Annotated in this window: 17 protein-coding genes; 12 read left to right on the top strand and 5 right to left on the bottom strand. The window is 65.5% G+C overall.

Features of this window, described 5'->3' with window-relative positions; translation table 11 throughout:
- Positions 1-24 precede the first annotated feature (24 nt).
- Together DFR51_RS08830 and DFR51_RS08825 are read left to right on the top strand one after the other, a co-directional pair.
- Complete coding sequence (locus DFR51_RS08830) at positions 25-1,263, top strand: acetyl-CoA C-acetyltransferase (RefSeq protein WP_121049391.1); 1,239 nt, start codon at positions 25-27, stop codon at positions 1,261-1,263.
- Between the two features lie 14 nt (positions 1,264-1,277).
- Positions 1,278-2,054, top strand: a complete 777-nt coding sequence (locus tag DFR51_RS08825; RefSeq protein ID WP_121049388.1) for an SDR family NAD(P)-dependent oxidoreductase — start codon at positions 1,278-1,280, stop codon at positions 2,052-2,054.
- An 18-nt stretch (positions 2,055-2,072) separates the two neighbouring features.
- On the opposite strand, the gene DFR51_RS08820 is transcribed toward DFR51_RS08825, so the two are convergent.
- Together DFR51_RS08820 and DFR51_RS08815 are read right to left on the bottom strand one after the other, a co-directional pair.
- Positions 2,073-2,792, bottom strand: coding sequence for an SIMPL domain-containing protein (locus tag DFR51_RS08820; protein WP_121050032.1), 720 nt, complete (start codon positions 2,790-2,792; stop codon positions 2,073-2,075).
- Between the two features lie 101 nt (positions 2,793-2,893).
- Complete coding sequence (locus DFR51_RS08815; protein WP_121049385.1) at positions 2,894-3,154, bottom strand: GlsB/YeaQ/YmgE family stress response membrane protein; 261 nt, start codon at positions 3,152-3,154, stop codon at positions 2,894-2,896.
- A gap of 368 nt (positions 3,155-3,522) precedes the next feature.
- Here DFR51_RS08815 and DFR51_RS08810 point away from each other — a divergent pair, with 368 nt between their 5' ends.
- The 3 genes from DFR51_RS08810 to DFR51_RS08800 are packed head-to-tail and all read left to right on the top strand — an operon-like array spanning position 3,523 to position 9,126.
- Entirely contained in the window at positions 3,523-4,695 is a 1,173-nt protein-coding gene (locus tag DFR51_RS08810) for an efflux RND transporter periplasmic adaptor subunit (RefSeq protein WP_121050029.1), read from the top strand.
- A gap of 39 nt (positions 4,696-4,734) precedes the next feature.
- Positions 4,735-7,869 carry an efflux RND transporter permease subunit gene (locus DFR51_RS08805; RefSeq protein ID WP_121049383.1) on the top strand — a complete coding sequence of 1,045 codons (3,135 nt, stop codon included), beginning with the start codon at positions 4,735-4,737 and terminating at the stop codon, positions 7,867-7,869.
- 54 nt (positions 7,870-7,923) lie between these two features.
- On the top strand, positions 7,924-9,126 hold the full coding sequence (locus DFR51_RS08800) for a DUF445 domain-containing protein (RefSeq protein WP_121050026.1): 1,203 nt from the start codon (positions 7,924-7,926) through the stop codon (positions 9,124-9,126).
- A 1-nt stretch (position 9,127) separates the two neighbouring features.
- On the opposite strand, the gene DFR51_RS08795 is transcribed toward DFR51_RS08800, so the two are convergent.
- Positions 9,128-10,333 (bottom strand): pyridoxal phosphate-dependent aminotransferase, encoded by a 1,206-nt coding sequence (locus DFR51_RS08795; protein WP_121049380.1) that lies wholly within the window; start codon positions 10,331-10,333, stop codon positions 9,128-9,130.
- A gap of 39 nt (positions 10,334-10,372) precedes the next feature.
- Entirely contained in the window at positions 10,373-12,130 is a 1,758-nt protein-coding gene (gene pabB / locus DFR51_RS08790; protein ID WP_121049377.1) for an aminodeoxychorismate synthase component I, read from the bottom strand.
- Positions 12,131-12,178: 48 nt separating this feature from the next.
- On the opposite strand from pabB, the gene DFR51_RS08785 reads away from it, so the two are divergent.
- The 7 genes from DFR51_RS08785 to DFR51_RS08755 all read left to right on the top strand — a co-directional run bounded on the left by DFR51_RS08785 (position 12,179) and on the right by DFR51_RS08755 (position 18,065).
- A complete protein-coding gene (locus DFR51_RS08785) occupies positions 12,179-14,152 on the top strand; it encodes a S9 family peptidase (RefSeq protein WP_243445424.1) in 1,974 nt (657 codons plus the stop codon).
- 33 nt (positions 14,153-14,185) lie between these two features.
- On the top strand, positions 14,186-14,857 hold the full coding sequence (locus DFR51_RS08780; protein WP_121049371.1) for an MBL fold metallo-hydrolase: 672 nt from the start codon (positions 14,186-14,188) through the stop codon (positions 14,855-14,857).
- Between the two features lie 158 nt (positions 14,858-15,015).
- Positions 15,016-15,195 (top strand): 50S ribosomal protein L32, encoded by a 180-nt coding sequence (rpmF, locus tag DFR51_RS08775; RefSeq protein WP_121049368.1) that lies wholly within the window; start codon positions 15,016-15,018, stop codon positions 15,193-15,195.
- Between the two features lie 30 nt (positions 15,196-15,225).
- Positions 15,226-16,293 (top strand): phosphate acyltransferase PlsX, encoded by a 1,068-nt coding sequence (gene plsX, locus DFR51_RS08770; RefSeq protein WP_121049364.1) that lies wholly within the window; start codon positions 15,226-15,228, stop codon positions 16,291-16,293.
- Complete coding sequence (locus tag DFR51_RS08765) at positions 16,290-17,273, top strand: beta-ketoacyl-ACP synthase III (RefSeq protein ID WP_121049361.1); 984 nt, start codon at positions 16,290-16,292, stop codon at positions 17,271-17,273. The genes plsX and DFR51_RS08765 overlap by 4 nt, the downstream gene beginning before the upstream one ends.
- Before the next feature lie 61 nt (positions 17,274-17,334).
- On the top strand, positions 17,335-17,634 hold the full coding sequence (locus DFR51_RS08760; RefSeq protein WP_121050023.1) for an integration host factor subunit alpha: 300 nt from the start codon (positions 17,335-17,337) through the stop codon (positions 17,632-17,634).
- The gene (locus DFR51_RS08755; RefSeq protein WP_121049358.1) at positions 17,634-18,065 is read left to right on the top strand and encodes a MerR family transcriptional regulator; all 432 of its coding nucleotides are present in this window, start codon (positions 17,634-17,636) and stop codon (positions 18,063-18,065) included. The genes DFR51_RS08760 and DFR51_RS08755 overlap by 1 nt, the downstream gene beginning before the upstream one ends.
- Before the next feature lie 6 nt (positions 18,066-18,071).
- On the opposite strand, the gene nudC is transcribed toward DFR51_RS08755, so the two are convergent.
- Positions 18,072-18,971: an NAD(+) diphosphatase gene (gene nudC, locus DFR51_RS08750; protein WP_121049355.1), complete on the bottom strand. Its 900-nt coding sequence runs from the start codon at positions 18,969-18,971 to the stop codon at positions 18,072-18,074.
- Between the last annotated feature and the right edge of the window lie 36 nt (positions 18,972-19,007).

The raw sequence follows: 19,007 nt of genomic DNA, 5'->3' as shown, positions 1-19,007 counted from the left end.
TGGAGACGAGAACAGGAGACGCACATGGCCGAAGCACTGATCATCGACGCCGTGAGGACTCCGCGCGGCATTGGCAAGGTCGGCAAGGGATCGCTTGCGGATACCCACCCGCAGCAGGTGGGCGCGACGGTGCTGAGGGCGCTTGCCGAGCGGAATGAGCTCAATACCGCCGAAGTCGACGACATCATCTGGGGCACCAGCTCGCAGACCGGCGCGGCAGCGGGCGACCTCGGCCGCATGTCGGCGCTCGACGCCGGGTACGACGTCCGCTCCTCGGGGGTGACGCTGGACCGCTTCTGCGGATCGGGCATCACGACGGTGAACCTCGCTGCGGCCTCCATCATGTCTGGCATGGAGGATTGCGTGATCGCGGGCGGCACCGAGATGATGTCGCAGACGGGGCAGGGGATTTCCGCCGATGCGCCCCGCACCATGGACCGCGGCAACCGGCGCCTGCGCGACCGTCACCCACAGCCGCACCAGGGCGTCTGCGCCGACGCGATCGCGACGCTGGAAGGCATCAGCCGCCGCGACCTCGATGCGCTCGCCGTCGTCAGCCAGGAACGCGCAGCGGCGGCCATCGCGGGCGGGCATTTCGCCAAGAGCCTCGTGCCGGTCTACCGCGAAGACGGTAGCCTCGCGCTCGACCGAGAAGAGTTCCCGCGCCCCGGCACGACCCTCGAAACCCTCGCGCAGCTGCAACCCGCATTCGCGCGGCTGATCGACATGCCCCTTGACGAGGAAGGGCTGACGTATCGTAGTCTTGTGCGCCAAGCCTATCCCGATCTCGAAATCGAGAATGTGCACCACGCGGGCAACTCGTCAGGCGTCGTCGATGGCTCTGCGGCGCTGCTGCTCGCCTCGCCGGCCTATGCGGCCAAGCGGGGCCTGAAGGCGCGCGCCAGGGTGGTGGCGATGGCGAACATGGGCGATTCCCCGACGCTGATGCTGAACGCGCCGGTTCCGGCCGCGAAGAAGGTGCTGGCGAAGGCGGGTCTTACCGTGGACGACATCGATCTCTTCGAGATCAACGAGGCGTTCGCCGTGGTTGCCGAGAAGTTCATCCGCGACCTGAAGCTCGACCGTGACCGGGTGAACGTCAACGGCGGTGCGATGGCGCTCGGCCATCCGATCGGCGCGACCGGATCGATCCTCATCGGCACGATCCTTGACGAACTGGAGCGACGCGACCTGAAACGCGGGCTCGTCACCATGTGCGCGGGCGGCGGCATGGCACCTGCAATCATCATCGAACGCGTCTGACAGGGAGAGACATCATGGGTATTCCGGCACTTTTCGATCTGACCGGCAAGGTCGCCGTCATCACCGGTTCGTCTCGCGGTATCGGCAAGGCGATCGCGCACCGCATGGCGGAACACGGCGCGAGCGTCGTCGTCTCCAGCCGCAAGCAGGAGGCGTGTGACGAAGCGGTTGCGGAGATCAACGCCGCAGTCGGCCGCGACGCGGCCATCGCCATCCCCGCCAATATTTCCGTGAAGGAAGAGCTTCAGGCGCTGATCAGCAGTGCCACGGCGAAGCTCGGCAAGATCGATATTCTCGTCTGCAACGCCGCCTCGAACCCGTATTTCGGGCCAATGGCGGGGATCGCGGACGACCAGTTCACCAAGATTCTGCAAAACAACATCGTTTCGAACCACTGGCTGATCCAGATGGCCGCGCCGCAAATGGTCGAGCGCAAGGATGGCGCGATCATCGTCATTTCGTCGATCGGCGGGCTCAAGGCCTCGACCATGATCGGCGCTTACAACATCTCGAAGGCGGCGGACCTGCAGCTGGTGCGCAACTACGCCGCCGAATACGGCCCCGCGAACGTGCGCGTGAACGCGATCTGCCCCGGCCTTATCAAGACCGATTTCGCCAAGGCGCTGTGGGACAATCCCGAAATCCTGAAGCAATCCACCGCGCATTCGACACTGCAACGGATCGGCGAGCCCGACGAGATCGCAGGCATGGCCGTGCTTCTTGCTTCAAAGGCGGGCGGATTTGCGAGCGGGCAGGGCTTCGTAATCGACGGCGGTGCGACCGTCGTCTGAAGCCCTGCCCGGCGCGTTCTACTGAAGCTCGAACACCACCGTCACGGTGACGTTGGTGCCGACCTCACCCGCTTCCACGGGCGGCGCGGCCGCGTCTGCGGTCTCGGCGCGCGCCATCTGTAGCTTTGGCATCGGGTAGGGCGGCTGATAGCCGCCGCCTTCGCTGATGGAGACGATGCGCTTCACGCGGAGGCCGGCGGCGCCCGCATAGAGGTCGGCACGCGAGCGCGCCTTCTTCACGGCGTCGAGCCGCGCCTCGTTCGTGGCTTCCTCGGGCTTGTCGAGACCGAACGTCGGCCCATTCACCTGGTTCGCACCTTGGGTAACAAGCGCATCGATTACGTCGCCGGCGCTCGCGAGCTTGCGCAGCTTCACCGTGACCGTGTTGTTTGCCTGATAGCCGATAAGCTGCGGGGCCTTGCGCTCCTCGTAGGTGTATTGCGGGTTCAGGTTGATGTTGGAGGTCTGAATGTCGCGTTCGGCGATGCCGGCTTTCTTGAGCGCGGCAACGACACGCGTCATCTGGCTGTTGTTGGCGGTGAGCGCGGCGCGCGCTTCGGTTGCCTGCGTGACGACGCCCGCCGAAATGATGGCGACATCGGGAACGCGGGTGCTCTCGCCGGTCGCTGTCAGCGACAGCAGAGTTTCGGCGGGGACGCTCGGCGCCGTTTCGGCGGCGACCGGAGTCGCGGCAGTGGCGGCAAGGGCGCCAAGGGCGAGAAGCGTTGCAGTACGCATGTGTTTCATTCCTTTCGTTTTCCACCCCAACGGATCAGCGGCGGACAAGTTGCCCTATCCGCCGCCTGACATGAACCGAAGTTGAAAAAACCGGAAGGTGCTTACGCCTGCCGAGCTTTGATCATGCGATAGATCCAGAGAAGCAGGATCGCGCCTGCCGTGGCGATCAGGACGTTGATGATATTGCTGTTGCTGCCGCCAAAACCAAGCATACTGCCGATGTAACCGCCAATAAGGCCGCCGGCGATGCCGATGAGGATGGTGACGATGATGCCGCCGGGATCCTTGCCCGGCATGATCCACTTCGCGAGCGCGCCGGCGATGAGGCCGACAACGATCCAACCGAGAAAATCGTAGTCCATCTGCTCACTCCCTCTGTTGTTTTCAGAACAACCGTAGATGTACCTGACGTTTCCTGCGGGCGGGCCTGAGCGACTGGATGCCGCACGGGCGATCCGCGAACGCACCCTCCTGTCGTGCGTTCGTCGATGATAAAATCCGTTTATCGAATTGGTGTCGAGCCGAAACTTGGTGTGGAGTCTAGGCAACGTGTCTCGAAATATTCAGTTATTGGCTCGTTTGACTGCTGCAAACGTGCTACTTGCCCCCAACTTTACATTGTTTCGAGCAAAACTCGAATTCCGGTTCCGTCATGCGGACCTTGCGCTAACTGACCTATTCGGGTAATACACCCTTCGATACAAAACAGGCACAGTCACTGGCGATGAACATGCACCAACCCGTTGATAGCTCTTTCAGGAGCAGCGTTTCCCGGTCGTGGGCATCGGCCGATGACGGTCGTCGGCGCCGTCTGCTGATCCTTGCGGCGATCCTCGTCGCGGGGGCCGTCGCCGCTTGGCTGATCTTCGGCGGCAGCCCGAAGGCGCCGCCCCAGAATCCGGATGCCGGCCATCCGTCCATCACGGTGATCGTGCCGGGCACCACGCAGATCGCGGACAGCGTAAAGGCGGTGGGCAGCATTGCCGCGCGCCGCGACATGCCTGTCGGCGTGCAGGGCGAGGGCGGGGCGGTCGTCGCGGTTCTCGTCGATGCAGGAGACTATGTGCGGAAAGGCCAGGTGCTGGCGCGCATCGACCGCTCGGTTCTGGAGCAGCAGGTGAACCAGCTTCAGGCTTCAGCCGTTCGTGCCCGTGCCGACGCCGCGCTTGCGCAGTCCGAGCTTGACCGCGCGCAGTCTCTTGTGGCGCGCGGGTTCATCTCCAAGGCCGACATCGAACGCCGCACCGCCACCCGCGACAGCGCAAATGCGAACGTGAACGTTGCCGTCGCGCAGCTTCGCGAAGCGCAGGCGCGGCTCGGGCGGCTCGACATTCGTGCGCCGGAATCCGGTCTCATCCTTGAACGCAACGTCGAGCCGGGTCAGGTCGTGAGCTCGGGCTCCTCCGCCGTGTTCCGCATGGCGCAGGACGGCGCGATGGAAATGCGCGCCCTGGTCGCCGAACAGGATCTCGCCGGTATCACGACGGGGCAGTCGGCGACGGTACAGATGATCGGCTCCCAGACCGCCTACGCGGGCCGGGTCTGGATGGTGGAGCCGGTGATCAACCCGCAGACGCGCCAGGGCCTCGTTCGCATTGCGCTTCCGGCTGATCCCGCGCTGCGCCCCGGCGGCTTTGCGTCGGGCAAGATCGAGGTGGGCAAGGCTGACCGGCCGCTGCTGCCCGAATCCGCGGTGATGGGCGATGCCGACAGCAGCTATGTCTACGTTGTGGCGAAGGACGGTACCGTCGAGCGCCGCAACGTCGAGGTCGGTGCGGTCTCTTCGAGCGGCGTCGCGATTTCGAGCGGTCTCTCGGGCCAGGAACAGGTCGTGCAGTCGGCCGGCGCCTTCCTCAATCCGGGTGAAAAGGTCCGCCCGGTACTGAACACGCCGCAGAAATAAGCGACGCGAAACACGTCACCGCCGACAGGAAAAGAAACGATGCGGAATATCTCGTCCTGGTCGATCCGGAACCCGGTTCCGCCGATCGTGCTGTTCGTGGCGCTGACGCTGGCGGGTATCGTCAGCTTCATCCGCATGGACATCAACAACAACCCGGACGTGAGCTTCCCGATGGCGCAGGTGATCATCACCCAGCCGGGCGCTGCGCCTTCGGAAATGAAGACGCAGATCACGCAGATCATCGAAGCCTCGGTACGGAACGTGAGCGGCGTGGACGAGATCACGTCGTGGGTGACCGAGGGCACATCGACGACGATGGTGCAGTTCGACATCGGCACGCCGATCGACCGCGCCGTAAACGACGTGCGCGACGCGGTGCAGAAGGTTCGCGGCGACCTGCCGCAAGGTATTCTCGAACCGCAGGTGGTGCGCGAGGATATCGATGGCGTGCTCGCCTACTGGACCGTGCAGTCGGTCGACATGACGCTCGAGGAGTTGTCGTGGTTCGTCGATAATGTCGCTTCGAAGCGGCTTCTGTCGGTGCCCGGCATGGCGGTTTCGAGCCGTGGCGGCGGCGTTTCGCGCGAAATGCGCGTCGAGCTCGATCCGATGAAGCTGCAGGCGCAGGGCATCACCGCCGCGCAGGTGAACCAGCAGCTCCGCCAGCTAAACCTCAACGCCACGGGCGGTCGCGCCGAGATCGCGGGCGCCGAACAGTCTGTGCGCGTGCTCGGCAACGCGGCCGACGCCGCGGCGCTCGGCGCGACGCAGCTGAGTGTGGGCGGGCGCACGCTCCGGCTTTCCGATGTCGCGAACGTGCGCGATTCCTATGGCGAGCAGCGCGGCCTCGGTCTGATCGACGGGCGGCAGGTGGTGAGTATCCGCCTGGCAAAGGCCAAGGGCTCGTCCGACGTCACCGTCTATAACGATGCGCTCAAGGTCTTGGACCAGCTCGCCAAAGAATATCCCAAGGTGAAGATCACGCCGATGTTCACCACGGTGAAGTACACCGAACAGCAGTACGAAGCCTCGATGGCGGCGCTGCTGGAAGGCGCCGTGCTCGCCGTGATCGTGGTGTTCCTGTTCCTGCGCGACTGGCGCGCCATGCTGATTTCGGCGACTGCCATTCCGCTGTCGGCGATCCCGGCGTTCTGGTTCATGGACCTGATGGGCTTCACGCTGAACAGCCTGTCGCTGCTCGCGCTCAGCCTTGTCGCCGGTGTGCTCGTCGACGACGCGATCGTGGAGATCGAGAACATCGTGCGCCACATGCGCATGGGGAAGACGGCCTATCAGGCCTCTATGGATGCGGCCGACGAAATCGGTCTCGCCGTCGTGGCGACGACGTCCGCAATCGCGGCCGTGTTCCTGCCCGTTGGCCTGATGGGCGGCGTTACCGGCCAGTTCTTCAAGCAGTTCGGGCTCACCGTCGTGGTCGCCGTGCTGATGAGCCTTGCCGTCGCGCGTATGATCACACCACTCATCGCCGCCTATTTCCTGAAGGCGCAAGGCGAGCAGAACCACGGCGACGGCCCGATGATGGACCGCTATCTCGCGCTGCTGCACTGGTCGCTCGATACGCGGAAGGCCGAGAAGGCGCGGCTGCGGACGGACTGGAAGCGCCACTTCTGGCGCCTTGCCGATCACCGTGTCTGGGTGATGGGGATCGGGGCGCTCGCGCTGGTGCTCACGGTCGTGTCGTTCTCGACGCTGCCATTCACCTTCCAGCCCGAATCCGACCAGGATTCGACCCAGCTGAAGATCGAGATGGTGCCGGGAACGACGCTCGAACAGACGCGCACCGTCGCTGAGCGCGCGAACGCCGTTCTTCTGAAGCAGCCGGAGACGCAGCTCAGCTACATCGATATCGAAAAGCCCGGCGACGCGATGATCTACACGCAGCTTCGCGACGAGCGGAAGCGCACCAGCATCGAGTATCAGAAGCAGCTGACACCCGAGCTTCAGAAGATCCCGGACGCCCGGATCACGTTCCAGTCGATGGACGGCTGGAGCGGCGGGCGCGACGTGACGGTGATGATTGCCGGGGACGACAGCGAGCTGCTGCATGATACCGCGGTGAAGATCGTCGAGGAAATGCGCGCGCAGAAGATGTTCGTCGCGCCGCGCGTCGAAGGCGATCTGCAGCGCCCGGAAATCGTCATTTCGCCGCACTTCGATCTTGCCGCCGAACTCGGCATCACCACGGCGGACCTCAGCGAGACGATCCGCATCGCCACGATCGGCGATATCGACCAGAACGTCGCGAAGTTCTCGCTGTCCGATCGGCAGATTCCGATCCGGGTCGCCCTACCCACGGAGTCGCGCAAGAACATCACGACGATCGAAAACCTGCCGGTGCCGACGTCGAGCGGTGGATCGGTGCCGCTGAAGGTTGTCGCCGACATCGGCTTCGGGGCAGGTCCGTCCATCCTTCGCCGCTACAACCAGCGCGACCGTATCGTCGTCGGCGCCGACCTCGCCGAGGGCTTTGTGAAGGGCGAAGGCTTGAAAGTGGCGCTTGGCCTGCCGACACTTCGCAACCTTCCTGCGGGCGTCGAGCGCGTCGAGTTCGGCGAATCGAAGATGCAGGCCGAACTGGTCACGCAGTTCACGATTGCGGTGGTTTCGGGGATCCTCCTCGTGTTCGCAGTGCTCGTGCTGCTTTACAAGCGCATCATGCCGCCCTTCGTGAACATGGGCTCGCTGCTGCTCGCGCCGCTCGGCGGGGCCTTGGCGCTACATCTCACGGGGCAGGTGATCTCGATGCCCGTGCTGATCGGCCTCTTGATGTTGCTCGGCATTGTTGCGAAAAACTCCATTCTGCTCGTCGATTTCGCGATCGAGGAGATGAACAAGGGTGTGGACAAGGTGACGGCCATCATCGACGCAGGCCACAAGCGCGCGCAGCCGATCGTGATGACCACGGTGGCGATGGCCGCAGGCATGTTGCCGACGGCGCTTTCGCTGACGGGCGACGGCGCATGGCGCTCTCCGATGGGCATCACGGTGATTGGCGGGCTCATCCTGTCGACGCTGCTGACGCTGGTCATCGTTCCCGCGGGCTTCAGCCTTGCCGACGACTTCGAGCGCTGGCTCGGCGCGAAGTTCGGCAAGCTCCTGACGCACGACCATCCGGGCAAGCCGGCAACGGCGCCCGCAGCCCCGGCCGAGTAGGACGGGGCGATCGGTTCAGCGCGCACCTGGGTGAACGCCGACCCGGCGCGGCACATGAAGGTCGTCGCGACGGGAATGCTGCTGCTGATGGCGGCGGTGTTCGTGGCGGCGCGCCTGCTCGGCGAGACTTATGTGTGGGCGCCCTACGTCGAATCGTTCGCTGAGGCGGCCATGGTCGGCGGGCTTGCGGACTGGTTCGCGGTGACGGCGCTGTTCCGCCACCCGCTCGGGCTGCCGATCCCGCACACCGCCATCATCCCAAAGAACAAGGACCGGCTCGGCGACAATCTCGCCACGTTCCTCAAAACCAACTTCCTGAAACCCGCGATCGTCGCGCGCCGGATGCGCAGCGTGGACATGGCGGGCGCCGTCGGCCGCTGGCTCTCCGCACCGCCCGCCGAAACGCGGCTCAGCGGCAGCATCGGAAAGCTCGGCATCCAGCTTCTCGACGCGCTCGACAACGAGGCGGTCTCGGGATGGATACGCGGCGCGATCGGCGGCAACCTCCGCCGCTTCGAGCTGTCGCCGCTGATGGGCCGTGTGCTCGACCGCTCGATCGAAGAGGGGCGGCTGCAGCCGCTGGTCGATTCGGGGATTACGTGGCTCGCGCGTGTGCTCGATCAGAATGAAGGGCTGATCCGCGATCTCGTGGAGGCGCGCACGATGTGGCTGCTGCGCCTGGCCTCGCTCGACGAGCGGCTCGCAAACTCGATCATCGAAGCCTTGCGCCGACTGCTGAACGAGATGTCGGCCGATCCCGAGCATCCGCTGCGCGTGAAGGTAATGGTGGCGCTGAAGGACTTCGCGTTCGACATGCAGTTCGAATCGGAAACGCAGGCGCGCATCGAGACGCTGAAGCTCGAAGTGATCGACAATCCCGAACTCGGCGGTTTCCTCGACGGCATCTGGACGAACGCCAAGACATCGCTGCGTGCGTCGCTTGCCGATCCCGAGCAGGCGCTTGCCGGGCGGGTCGGCGAGGCCGCGCGCCACATCGGCAAGACCATAGAGAATGACCCGGCGCTGCGCCACGCGCTCAACAAATACGCGCGCCGCGCGATCGTCGGCGTCGTTGCCGACTACGGCGACGAACTGGTGCGCATCGTTTCCGACACCGTGCGGAGCTGGGACGCCGATACCGTCACCGAGCGCGTCGAAGCCGCGGTGGGCCGCGACCTGCAGTTCATCCGCATCAACGGCACGCTGGTGGGCGGCCTTGTCGGCCTCACCATCCACGCAGTGACGGAGTTCCTGTAGGCTAGGCCGCCTTGAGCGCGCCGCACGCACGCTGGATGCGCGTGCAGGCATCTTCCAGAAGCTCGGTCGAGGTCGCGTAAGAGATGCGGAACGCGGGCGAGACGCCGAAGGCACCGCCATGCACCACCGCCACGCCCTCGGCCTCCAGCAGATAGCCGGCGACGTCTTCGTCGGTTGCCAGCACATCGCCCGCCGGCGTCTTGCGGCCGATGAGGCCTGCGCAGTCCGGATAAACGTAGAAGGCCCCGTCGGGCGTCGCGCACTTCAGACCATCCGTTTGGTTCAGCATCGAGACGACGAGGTCGCGGCGGCCGCGGAAGGTCTCGACGCGCGCCTTCAGGAAGTCCTGCGGGCCGTTCAGCGCTGCCGTCGCTGCCGCCTGCGCAATGGCGCAGGGGTTCGTGGTCGACTGCGACTGGATCTTGGCGATCGCCTTGATGAGCTGCGCGGGGCCGCCAGCGAAGCCGATGCGCCAGCCGGTCATCGAATAAGCCTTGGAGGCGCCGTTCACGGTCAGCGTGCGGTCGTAGAGGTCCGGGCAGACATCGGCGATGGTCGCGAACTTGATGTCGTAGATGATGTGTTCGTACATGTCGTCCGACAGGATCCACACGTGCGGATTGCGGCGCAGCACCTCGCCGAGCGCGGCGATTTCATCGCGCGTGTAGACCGCGCCCGTGGGGTTCGACGGCGAATTGAGGATCAGCCAGCGCGTTTTCGGCGTGATCGCGGCTTCGAGCTGCGCGGGCGTGATCTTGAAGCCCGCTTCGATACCCGCTGAAATGAACACCGGCTTCGCGCCGCAGAACTGCACGATATCGGGGTACGACACCCAATAGGGCGCAGGGACGATCACTTCGTCACCGGGATTGAGCGTGACAAGCAGCGCGTTGAAGATCGTGTGCTTGCCGCCGACGTTCACCGTGACCTGATCGAGACCGTAATCAAGATTGTTGTCGCGCTTGAACTTGCCGCGCACGGCTTCCTTGAGCGCGTTGGTACCGTCGACGTTGGTGTATTTGTTCTGCCCGCCGCGAATGGCCGCGATGGCGGCTTCGGCAACGAAATCCGGCACCGGCATGTCGGGCTCGCCCGCGCCGAGACCAATGACATTCCGCCCCGCCTCTTTCAGCGCTGCCGCCTTCTGCGTGACGACGAGCGTGGGGGAGGGCTGGATGCGCTGGATGGCGTCGGACAGGAAGGTCATTGAGAGGCTCCGCTTGTGGGGTGCGCGGGCCTCTTAGAATCACTCGCCTGCGGGGGCAACCAGCGCGGCGCGAAAAAGTCCGCGCAGCGCATTTCCAAGCAGGAATCCTTCGTCGAGATCGGCGCGCGTGAGGGATGCCTCTCGCGCAGCGCCCGTTTCGAGAAGATGGCGGCGAAGGACGCCCGGAAGCAGGCCGTCGCTCGCGGGCGGTGTCAGGAGCACGCCGTCGCTCTCGACGAAGAGGTTGGTGAAACTGCCCTCTGTAAGCCGCCCATCGCTGCGTTCGAAAATCACTTCGTCCATGCCGGAGGCACGGCGGGCGGCATCGTAGAAGGCACGGTCGCTCGTCTTGTGCGCGAGGCGGGGATCGCCGGGCGCCACCGGCAGCGGGACGATGGAAGCGCGCGCGGAGGCGGGCGAGGCGGGCGGCGGTGTGCAGCTGACCGCCGCCGCGCCGCCGGCCGCCAGCACCAGCTTGATGCGTGCGGGCACTCTCAGCGCGCCGACGGCGGCTTGCAGGAGGTTGCGAACCTCGTGCCGATCAAAATGGAAACTGTGCCACTCTGCGGACTGTTCCAGCCGTTCCAGATGCAGCGACAGATGGGCAATGCCCTCGTCGGGCGTGAAGCCCATCGTTTCGATAAGGTGGAACGGTCGTCCCGACGCGCTGACGAACGCCATCTTCTCTCCACACTCGCGCCACTCGGACGCAGCATCGCTATCCGCGACAATACCCGAACCAATGCCCATTGTGGCGCTTTGGTTCCGGATTTCAATCGTGCGGATCGCGACGTTGAAATGTGCCGTGCCCGGGCCGATCGCCCCGATAGACCCCGTGTAGACCCCGCGTGGACGCGCCTCGATCGCATCGATCACCTCCATCGCGCGAATCTTGGGCGCACCCGTGATCGATCCGCAGGGGAAAAGCGCGCCGAGAACATCGAAGGCGTCGAGACCTTCGCGGAGTCTAGCCTCCACGGTCGTCGTCATCTGGTGGACGGTTGGGTAGCGTTCCACCGCGAATGCGCCGCGCACCGCGACCGACCCGGCTTCGGCCACGCGCGCGAGGTCGTTGCGGATGAGATCGGTGATCATCAGGTTTTCGGCGCGGTTCTTCGGATCGGCGGCGAGTGCGGCGGCGGTGGCGGCGTCTTCCGCGGCGAGCGGGCGGCGCGGCGCGGTCCCCTTCATCGGGCGCGTTTCAAGGACGCCGCCCGCCAGCGTGAAAAACAGCTCGGGCGAGAAGGAGAGCGTCCATTCCTGTCCGGTGAACACGACGGCGCCGTGGCCCATGCGCTGCGCGCGCCGCAGCCGTTCGTAGAGCGCTAGCGGATGGCCGGTGACCGTCAGGCGCGTGGGGAAGGTGAGGTTGACCTGATAAATGTCCCCCGCTTCGATCAGCGCTTTCACCTCCGCCAGGGCGGCGGTGTATTGCGCCGCATCCAGATCAGGCATCGGTGTCGACACGCCCGCGCCGCGCCCGGAGACGCTGCCGAGAAGCGTATCTGGCGGCACGAGCTGCGGCGCGTCGAAGACGCCGAACCAGACGAGCGGGGCTTCGGTGCTGCGCTCGGGAATGGCGGAAAGGCGCGGCTCCAGCGCGTGTCCGGCTTCGTAGGCAAGGAAACCCGCGACGTGGCGACCGGCATCGACGTGACGCCGCAGCGCCGCCAGCGCCGGGCGGACCTCGTCTCGCCGTGTCGCCGCGATGATTTCCCGTGCCCCGCTGTAGAGCGTCAGCGGCCGCGTGCCGTCGCCGCGCGCATCATCCAGCGCCACGAAGGGCGCACTCAGCATGACGACACCCGTTGCCGGGAAGCCGCCGGAATCGGTAGAGTGCGGAAAGTGAAAAAACGAAGCTTCATGGTCCGGGGGTGGTTCTTAGCAGGTCTTGCCGCGCTTGCCGCAAGCCTTCTCCCGCATGGTGCCCTCGCAGCGTCGGTGGAAATGCCTCCGGCGCTGACGGTGAGCGGCGTTCCCGCCGTGCCCGCGAGCCTGATGGAGCAGGCGAAGCCCTATCTCGAATACCGCTCGGCGCGGCTGCTCGGATGGCATCCGGTGCGGCGATCGGTGCTGATCGGTGCGCGCCTTGAGGACGGCCGCCAGCTTTACGAAGTTCCCGCGCCCGGCGCCGCCCCGCGCCAGCTCACTTTCGGCGAGGAGCCCGTGGTGGCCGGGGAGTTCGCGCCGGTTTCGGGCGATGTGACGCTGGCACTCGCCGACCGGCAAGGCGACGAGCAGTACCAGATCTTCCGCGTAGACGATGGCCACATGGTCAGCCTGACCGGCGAGGACGGGCGCAACCTCGGCATTCGCTGGACGGCGGACGGCAAGCGAATCGGCTATTCGACGACGCGGCGCACGGGACTCGATACCGATCTCCACATCATGGACCCGCGCGACCCGGCGACCGACCGACTGGTGATGGAAGGGCGGGGCGGCGGCTGGAGCTTCGCCGACTTCTCGGAGGACGGGAAACGCGCGCTTCTCTACAACTACATCTCCGTCGCGATCAGCCGCCTGTTCGAGATCAACCTTGAAACGCGCGTGCTGCGCGCGCTGGTGCCGCCGACCGCAGAGCCTTTCGCGTTCGGATCGGCGCGGTATGCGCCGGGTGGACGCATCCTGGCCATCACCGACTTTGGCGCGGAGCAGCGCTACCTCGCCGAGATCGACCGGGTGACCGGCCTGCCGCGCCGACTCAATCCTGAGACCGATTGGGCCGTGGAGGACTTCCGCATCGACCCCGAAGGGCGCTTCCTTGCCTATGTGGTGAACGAGAACGGACTTTCGCGGCTTCGCCTTCTCGATCTCGCGACCGGCCGGATTCGCGCCGCGCCTGCGCTTCCGGGCGGTATTCTCACGGGGCTGTCGATCGCACCTTGGGGCGAGGTCGGCTTTTCGCTGACGACCGCGGCCTCGCCGGGCGACGTCTGGTCGTTCGATCCCGACCGGCTCGAACTGACGCGCTGGACCGAAAGCGGCGCAGACCTGCCGCCGGGCGTGGAGCCCGAAATCGTCACCGTGAAGAGCTTCGACGGGCTTACCGTCTCCGGGCTGCTCTACCGGCCCGACGCGTCCCGGTTTCCGGGGCCTCGGCCGCTGGTGATGGTGTTTCACGGCGGACCGGAGGGGCAGTCCCGTCCCGGTTTTCTGGGCCGCAGCAATCACATGGTGAACGAACTCGGCGTGGCGCTGTTCTTCCCGAACGTGCGGGGCTCGACCGGCTACGGGAAGCGCTTCGTCGCGCTCGATGACGGGCCGTTCCGCCGGGAGGACGCCGTGCGCGACGTCGGTGCGTTCCTGAAACGCCTGCGCCATGATTCGGGCATTGACCGGACGCGCATGGCGGTGAGCGGGGCGTCCTACGGGGGGTACATGACGCTCGCCGCGCTGATCCGCTATCCGAAGGACTTCCGTGCCGGTGTCAGCATCGTCGGGATTTCCGATTTCGTGACCTTCCTCGAAGGCACTGGCGAATACCGCCGCGATCTCCGCCGTCTCGAATACGGCGACGAACGCGATCCCGCTGAACGGCGCAAGCTGAAGGCGATCTCTCCGCTCACGAAGGTGAAGCGGATTCGCGCGCCGCTATTGGTGGTCACGGGAGCGAACGATCCGCGCGTGCCGCCCTCGGAGGCGGACCAGATCGTCGCGGCACTTCGCGCGCAGGGCGGGACGGCGTGGCACGTCGTCGCGGCAGACGAGGGGCATGGCTTCGAGAAGAAGCCGAACGCCGACTATCAGTTCCTGGCGACTGTGCTGTTCTGGCAACGCTACCTGCTGGGGACCGCTCCCGATGCTGTTGCAAGCCGTTGACATTCCACCCTTGCGAGCCTCAATGCTGCCGATATGACCTCCGATACCCGTCCGCTTGCAGCCGCGATCGTTCCGGTCACGCCGCTTGAACAGAACTGCACTTTGCTTTGGTGCACCCGCACCATGCGCGGCGCATTCGTCGATCCGGGCGGAGACCTCGACAAGCTGAAGGCTGCGGCGGCGCAATATGGCGTCACCATCGAAAAGCTGCTGGTGACGCACGGCCATATCGACCACTGCGGGCTTACCGGCGTGCTCGCTGCCGAGCTTGGCGTGCCGATCGAGGGACCACATCCCGAAGACAAGTTCTGGATCGATATGGCGGCCAGCGTCGGCCAGCAGTACGGCATCACCGGCGCCGCGCCGTTCACGCCCGATCGCTGGCTTTCCGGCGGCGATACGGTGACGGTGGGCGAGCTGACGCTCGACGTCTATCACTGTCCCGGTCATACGCCCGGTCATGTGATCTTCCACCACCCCGAAAGCCGCCTCGCCATCGTCGGGGACGTGCTCTTCCAGGGCTCCATCGGCCGCACGGACTTTCCCAAGGGCAATCACCAGACGCTCATCGACTCCATCCGCACGCAGCTCTGGCCGCTCGGCGACGAAACGGCGTTCGTTCCAGGGCACGGCCCGATGTCCACGTTCGGGCATGAACGACAATCGAATCCGTTCGTCGCGGATGCGGTTTTGGCGCGCGCCTGATATAGACGAACCGTGCAACAGAAAGCCTACTTGCATCGCGGCGATGAATCGCTATGTTCGCGCGCTCAACCGAATCCGGCGGGTTTCCGGGGCATTTTGCTTTGCCCTGAAAGGTCGGCCGGTACACGAAAATTCACGTTGAAGGTAACAGGTGCCGCATGGCTGTCCCTAAGAGAAAAACCTCGCCGTCGCGGCGGAATATGCGTCGTAGCCATCATGCGCTCAGCGCAACGACATTCCAGGAATGCCCGAACTGCGGCGAGCTCAAGCTTCCGCACAACGTTTGCGGAGCCTGCGGCTTCTATAACGGCCGAGAGGTTGTCGAAGCCGGCGCCTAAACCGGTGGACAACGCTTTGGGGGGTGACCGATGACGGCCGCGCCTGTCATCGCGCTTGATGTCATGGGCGGCGACGGCGGTCCGGCAGTGACCATCGCTGCCGCCGAAATCGCACGCACGCGGCACCCCAATATCCGCTTCCGGCTCTATGGCCGCGAGGACGCGATCCGTGCCGAGCTGGCGAAAGCGCCGCTCGTCGCGCGTGACGCGGTCGTCATTCATACCGACGGCGAAATCCTTGGCACCGACAAGCCGAGCCAGGTGCTCCGCCGTGCACGCCACTCCTCGATGGGACTTGCGGTCGATGCCGTGAAGGCCGGGGAGGCGCACGCCGCCGTTTCAGCGGGCAACACCGGCGCGCTCATGGCCATCGCCAAGCTGGGCCTTCGCACCATGCCCGGCATAGACCGGCCCGCGCTCGCCGCGCTGTTGCCGACGGCGAAGGCCGATTCCGTGATGCTCGATCTCGGTGCAAACGCCGAGTGCGATGCCGAAAACCTCGTGCAGTTCGCCGTGATGGGCGCCGCCTTTGCGCGCACGGTGCTTGGCCTCGCGACGCCGCGCGTCGCGCTGCTCAACATCGGCGAGGAAGACCTGAAGGGCACTGACGAGCTGAAGCACGCCGCTGCGCTGCTGCGCTCCGCCGACCTTCCCATGCAGTTCGCCGGCTTTGTGGAAGGCGACAAGATCGGCAAGGGCGATGTCGACGTCATCGTCAGCGACGGTTTTTCAGGCAATATCGCGCTCAAAACGGCCGAAGGCACCGCGCGCCTCGTCGTCGAGCTTCTTACCCGCGCGTTCAAGAGCAGCATTTTCTCGATGGCAGGGTTCTTCATGTCGCGCGGCGCGCTTCGCTCGCTGCGCAGTCACCTCGATCCCAACGCGCACAATGGCGCGGTTTTCCTCGGTCTCAACGGCCTCGTCGTGAAAAGCCACGGGGGCGCCACGGCGCAGGGCTTCGCAAACGCCATTCGCGTCGCGCACGATCTGGTGGTGGACGATATCGCCCACCGCATCCGCGAGGATCTCGACAACTTCCAGGCGCATCGCGGCACGCAGGGCGGCAGCACGCCGAGCGCGATACAGGCCGCGCAATGACGGGAACCGTGACGCGCACCATCGTCACCGGCACGGGCAGCTACCTGCCGGAGCGGGTGGTTTCCAACACCGAACTCGCCGAAACCGTCGACACCAGCGACGAGTGGATCATCGAGCGCTCGGGGATCCGCCAGCGCCACATCGCCGCTGAGGGTGAATTCACTTCCGACCTTGCGGTCGCGGCGGCGCGCGCGGCGCTGAAGGCCGCATGGCGCGAGGCGTCGGAAATCGACCTCATCATCGTCGCCACCGCAACGCCCGACCAGACGTTCCCGGCGACCGCCACCACGGTTCAGGAAAAGCTCGGCATCACCGACTGCGTTGCGTTCGACGTTGCCGCGGTCTGCTCCGGCTTCCTCTATGCACTCACCGTCGCGGACGCGATGCTGCGCGCCGGGCCGATGCGCCATGCGCTCGTCATCGGCGCCGAGACGTTCAGCCGCCTCCTCGATTGGGAAGACCGCACGACCTGCGTGCTCTTCGGCGATGGCGCGGGCGCAGTGGTTCTTGAGCGTTCGGAAGGCAATGGCGACGCCGATGATCGCGGCATCCTCGCCGCGCGTCTCCACGCCGATGGGCGGCACAACAGCCTGCTCTATGTGGACGGCGGCCCGTCCTCGACCGGTACGGTCGGCAAGGTTCGCATGAAGGGCAAGGAAGTGTTCCGCCATGCCGTCACCAACCTCGCCTCGGTGATGACCGAGACGCTGGAGGCGGCGGGCTGCAAATCCGAAGACGTGGCGTGGGTGATTCCGCACCAGGCGAACCTCCGCATCCTTGAAGGCACGGCGAAGAAGCTGGGGCTCGATATCGATCAGGTGGTCATCACGGTCGATCGCCACGCCAACACATCGGCAGCCTCCGTGCCGCTCGCACTCGACACCGCCGTGCGCGACGGACGCATCAAGACCGGCGATCTGTTGCTCCTGGAAGCAATGGGTGGCGGCTTCACGTGGGGTGCCGCCGCGCTGCGCTGGTAGACTCTTCAACAAACTGCGCTATTATGCGGTTGTCATTGAAGTTTTCTGCGGGGAGCGGATCATGGACAAGTCATCGACATTGACACGCGCCGAGCTTGGCGAGGCGGTCCACACTGCTATCGGTCTGTCGCGTGCCGAGTCCTCGCAGCTCGTCGAAACCGTGCTCGACAAGGTATCGGACGCGCTGATCGCAGGCGAAAACGTGAAGATCTCGTCGTTCGGCAGCTTCATCCTGCGCGACAAGAACCGCCGCATCGGCCGCAACCCCAAGACGGGCGAGGAAGTGCCGATCGAGCCGCGCCGCGTGCTTACCTTCCGCCCGAGTCAGATTCTGCGCGAACGCATCAACGAAGGCGCGTGATGGCGGACAAGAGCGCCGACGCTTTCCGCACCATCAGCGAGGTCGCCGAGACGATCGGTGTGCCGCAGCACGTGCTCCGCTTCTGGGAAACCCGCTTTCCGGCGGTGAAGCCCTTAAAGCGCGGTGGTAACCGCCGCTATTACCGCCCTGAAGATGTTGATCTTCTGCGCGCGATCAACCGCCTGCTCTACACGGACGGTTACACGATCAAGGGCGTTCAGAAGCTCCTGAAAGACAAGGGGGCCAAAGGCCTGCTTGCCGAACCCGCTCAGGCGATCCCCGTGTCTCCAGCAGTGACGACGCTGCCCGAACCCGCGCCGCCCGGCGAGCTTTTTGCACGGCCTGTACCATCCACCGCGGTGGATGCCGCTTTTGTCGCTTCGCTCCGTGCGATCCGCGACAGGCTGGCCGGAGCGCTCGCGCAGGCCTGACGCGCTTCAGGCTGTCGCCGTCACCCACGTTTCCAGCAGTGTCCTTGCGATCGCCATTGGCGGCGGCACGGTGAAGCTGCCGTTTCCGGCGAGCGCGGCGACGCATTCATCCCGCGTGAGCCAGCGAACCTCTTCCATTTCCACCTCGTCGATGGTGATCTCGGTAGAAAGTGCCTCGGCGAAGCAGCCGATCATCAGGCTGGACGGGAAGGGCCACGGCTGGCTGGCGACATACGCGACGCGCCCGGTGAGAATGCCTGCTTCCTCGCGGATTTCACGGCGCACGGCATCTTCGAAGCACTCGCCCGCCTCCACGAACCCCGCGAGCGCGGAGAGGAAGCCCGGCGGAAAGCGCGACTGGCGGCCGAGCAGCACGCGGTCGCCGTCTACCGCGAGCATGATGACGACGGGGTCCGTGCGCGGGAAATGCTCGGCGCCGCAACCGCTGCAGTCGCGCCCGTATCCGGCTTTCACCATTTCCGTCGGCGCGCCGCAATTGGCGCAGAAGCCGTGGCGCTGGTGCCAATCGATCAGCGAGCGCGCCTGCGCGATGATCGCCGCGCGCCCATCGTCCATCAGCATCGCGGCGCGGCGGGCGTCGACCGGCGTCCCCGGCAGACCTGCTGCGCTCGCACCCACCGCGAAGCGCGGGCTGCCGTCCTCAAGGCCGAGATAAACCTCGACCGCAGCCTCCGGCACTTCGGAACGGCGCAGCCACGCGATATCTGGTCCGTCCTCGTCGATCAGCGGATTGAGCCCATCCAGCACCATCCACCGCGCGCCAGGATGCATCCGCGCCGCCCACAGCGTTTCCGGGCTGCGCTGAATGCGGTCGTCCCGTTCGATGGGGGAACCGATGAGGCCGGTGTGGGCGAGGGGGAAGCGGGGATCGAAGAGGCTGGTCATCGGGGGAGGACAAAGCACGCTGAAAGGGATGGCGCA

Source organism: Sphingosinicella microcystinivorans (assembly GCF_003634215.1).
Classification (GTDB): Bacteria; Pseudomonadota; Alphaproteobacteria; order Sphingomonadales; family Sphingomonadaceae; genus Sphingosinicella; species Sphingosinicella microcystinivorans.
This window is presented reverse-complemented; position numbering and strand designations above follow the sequence as displayed.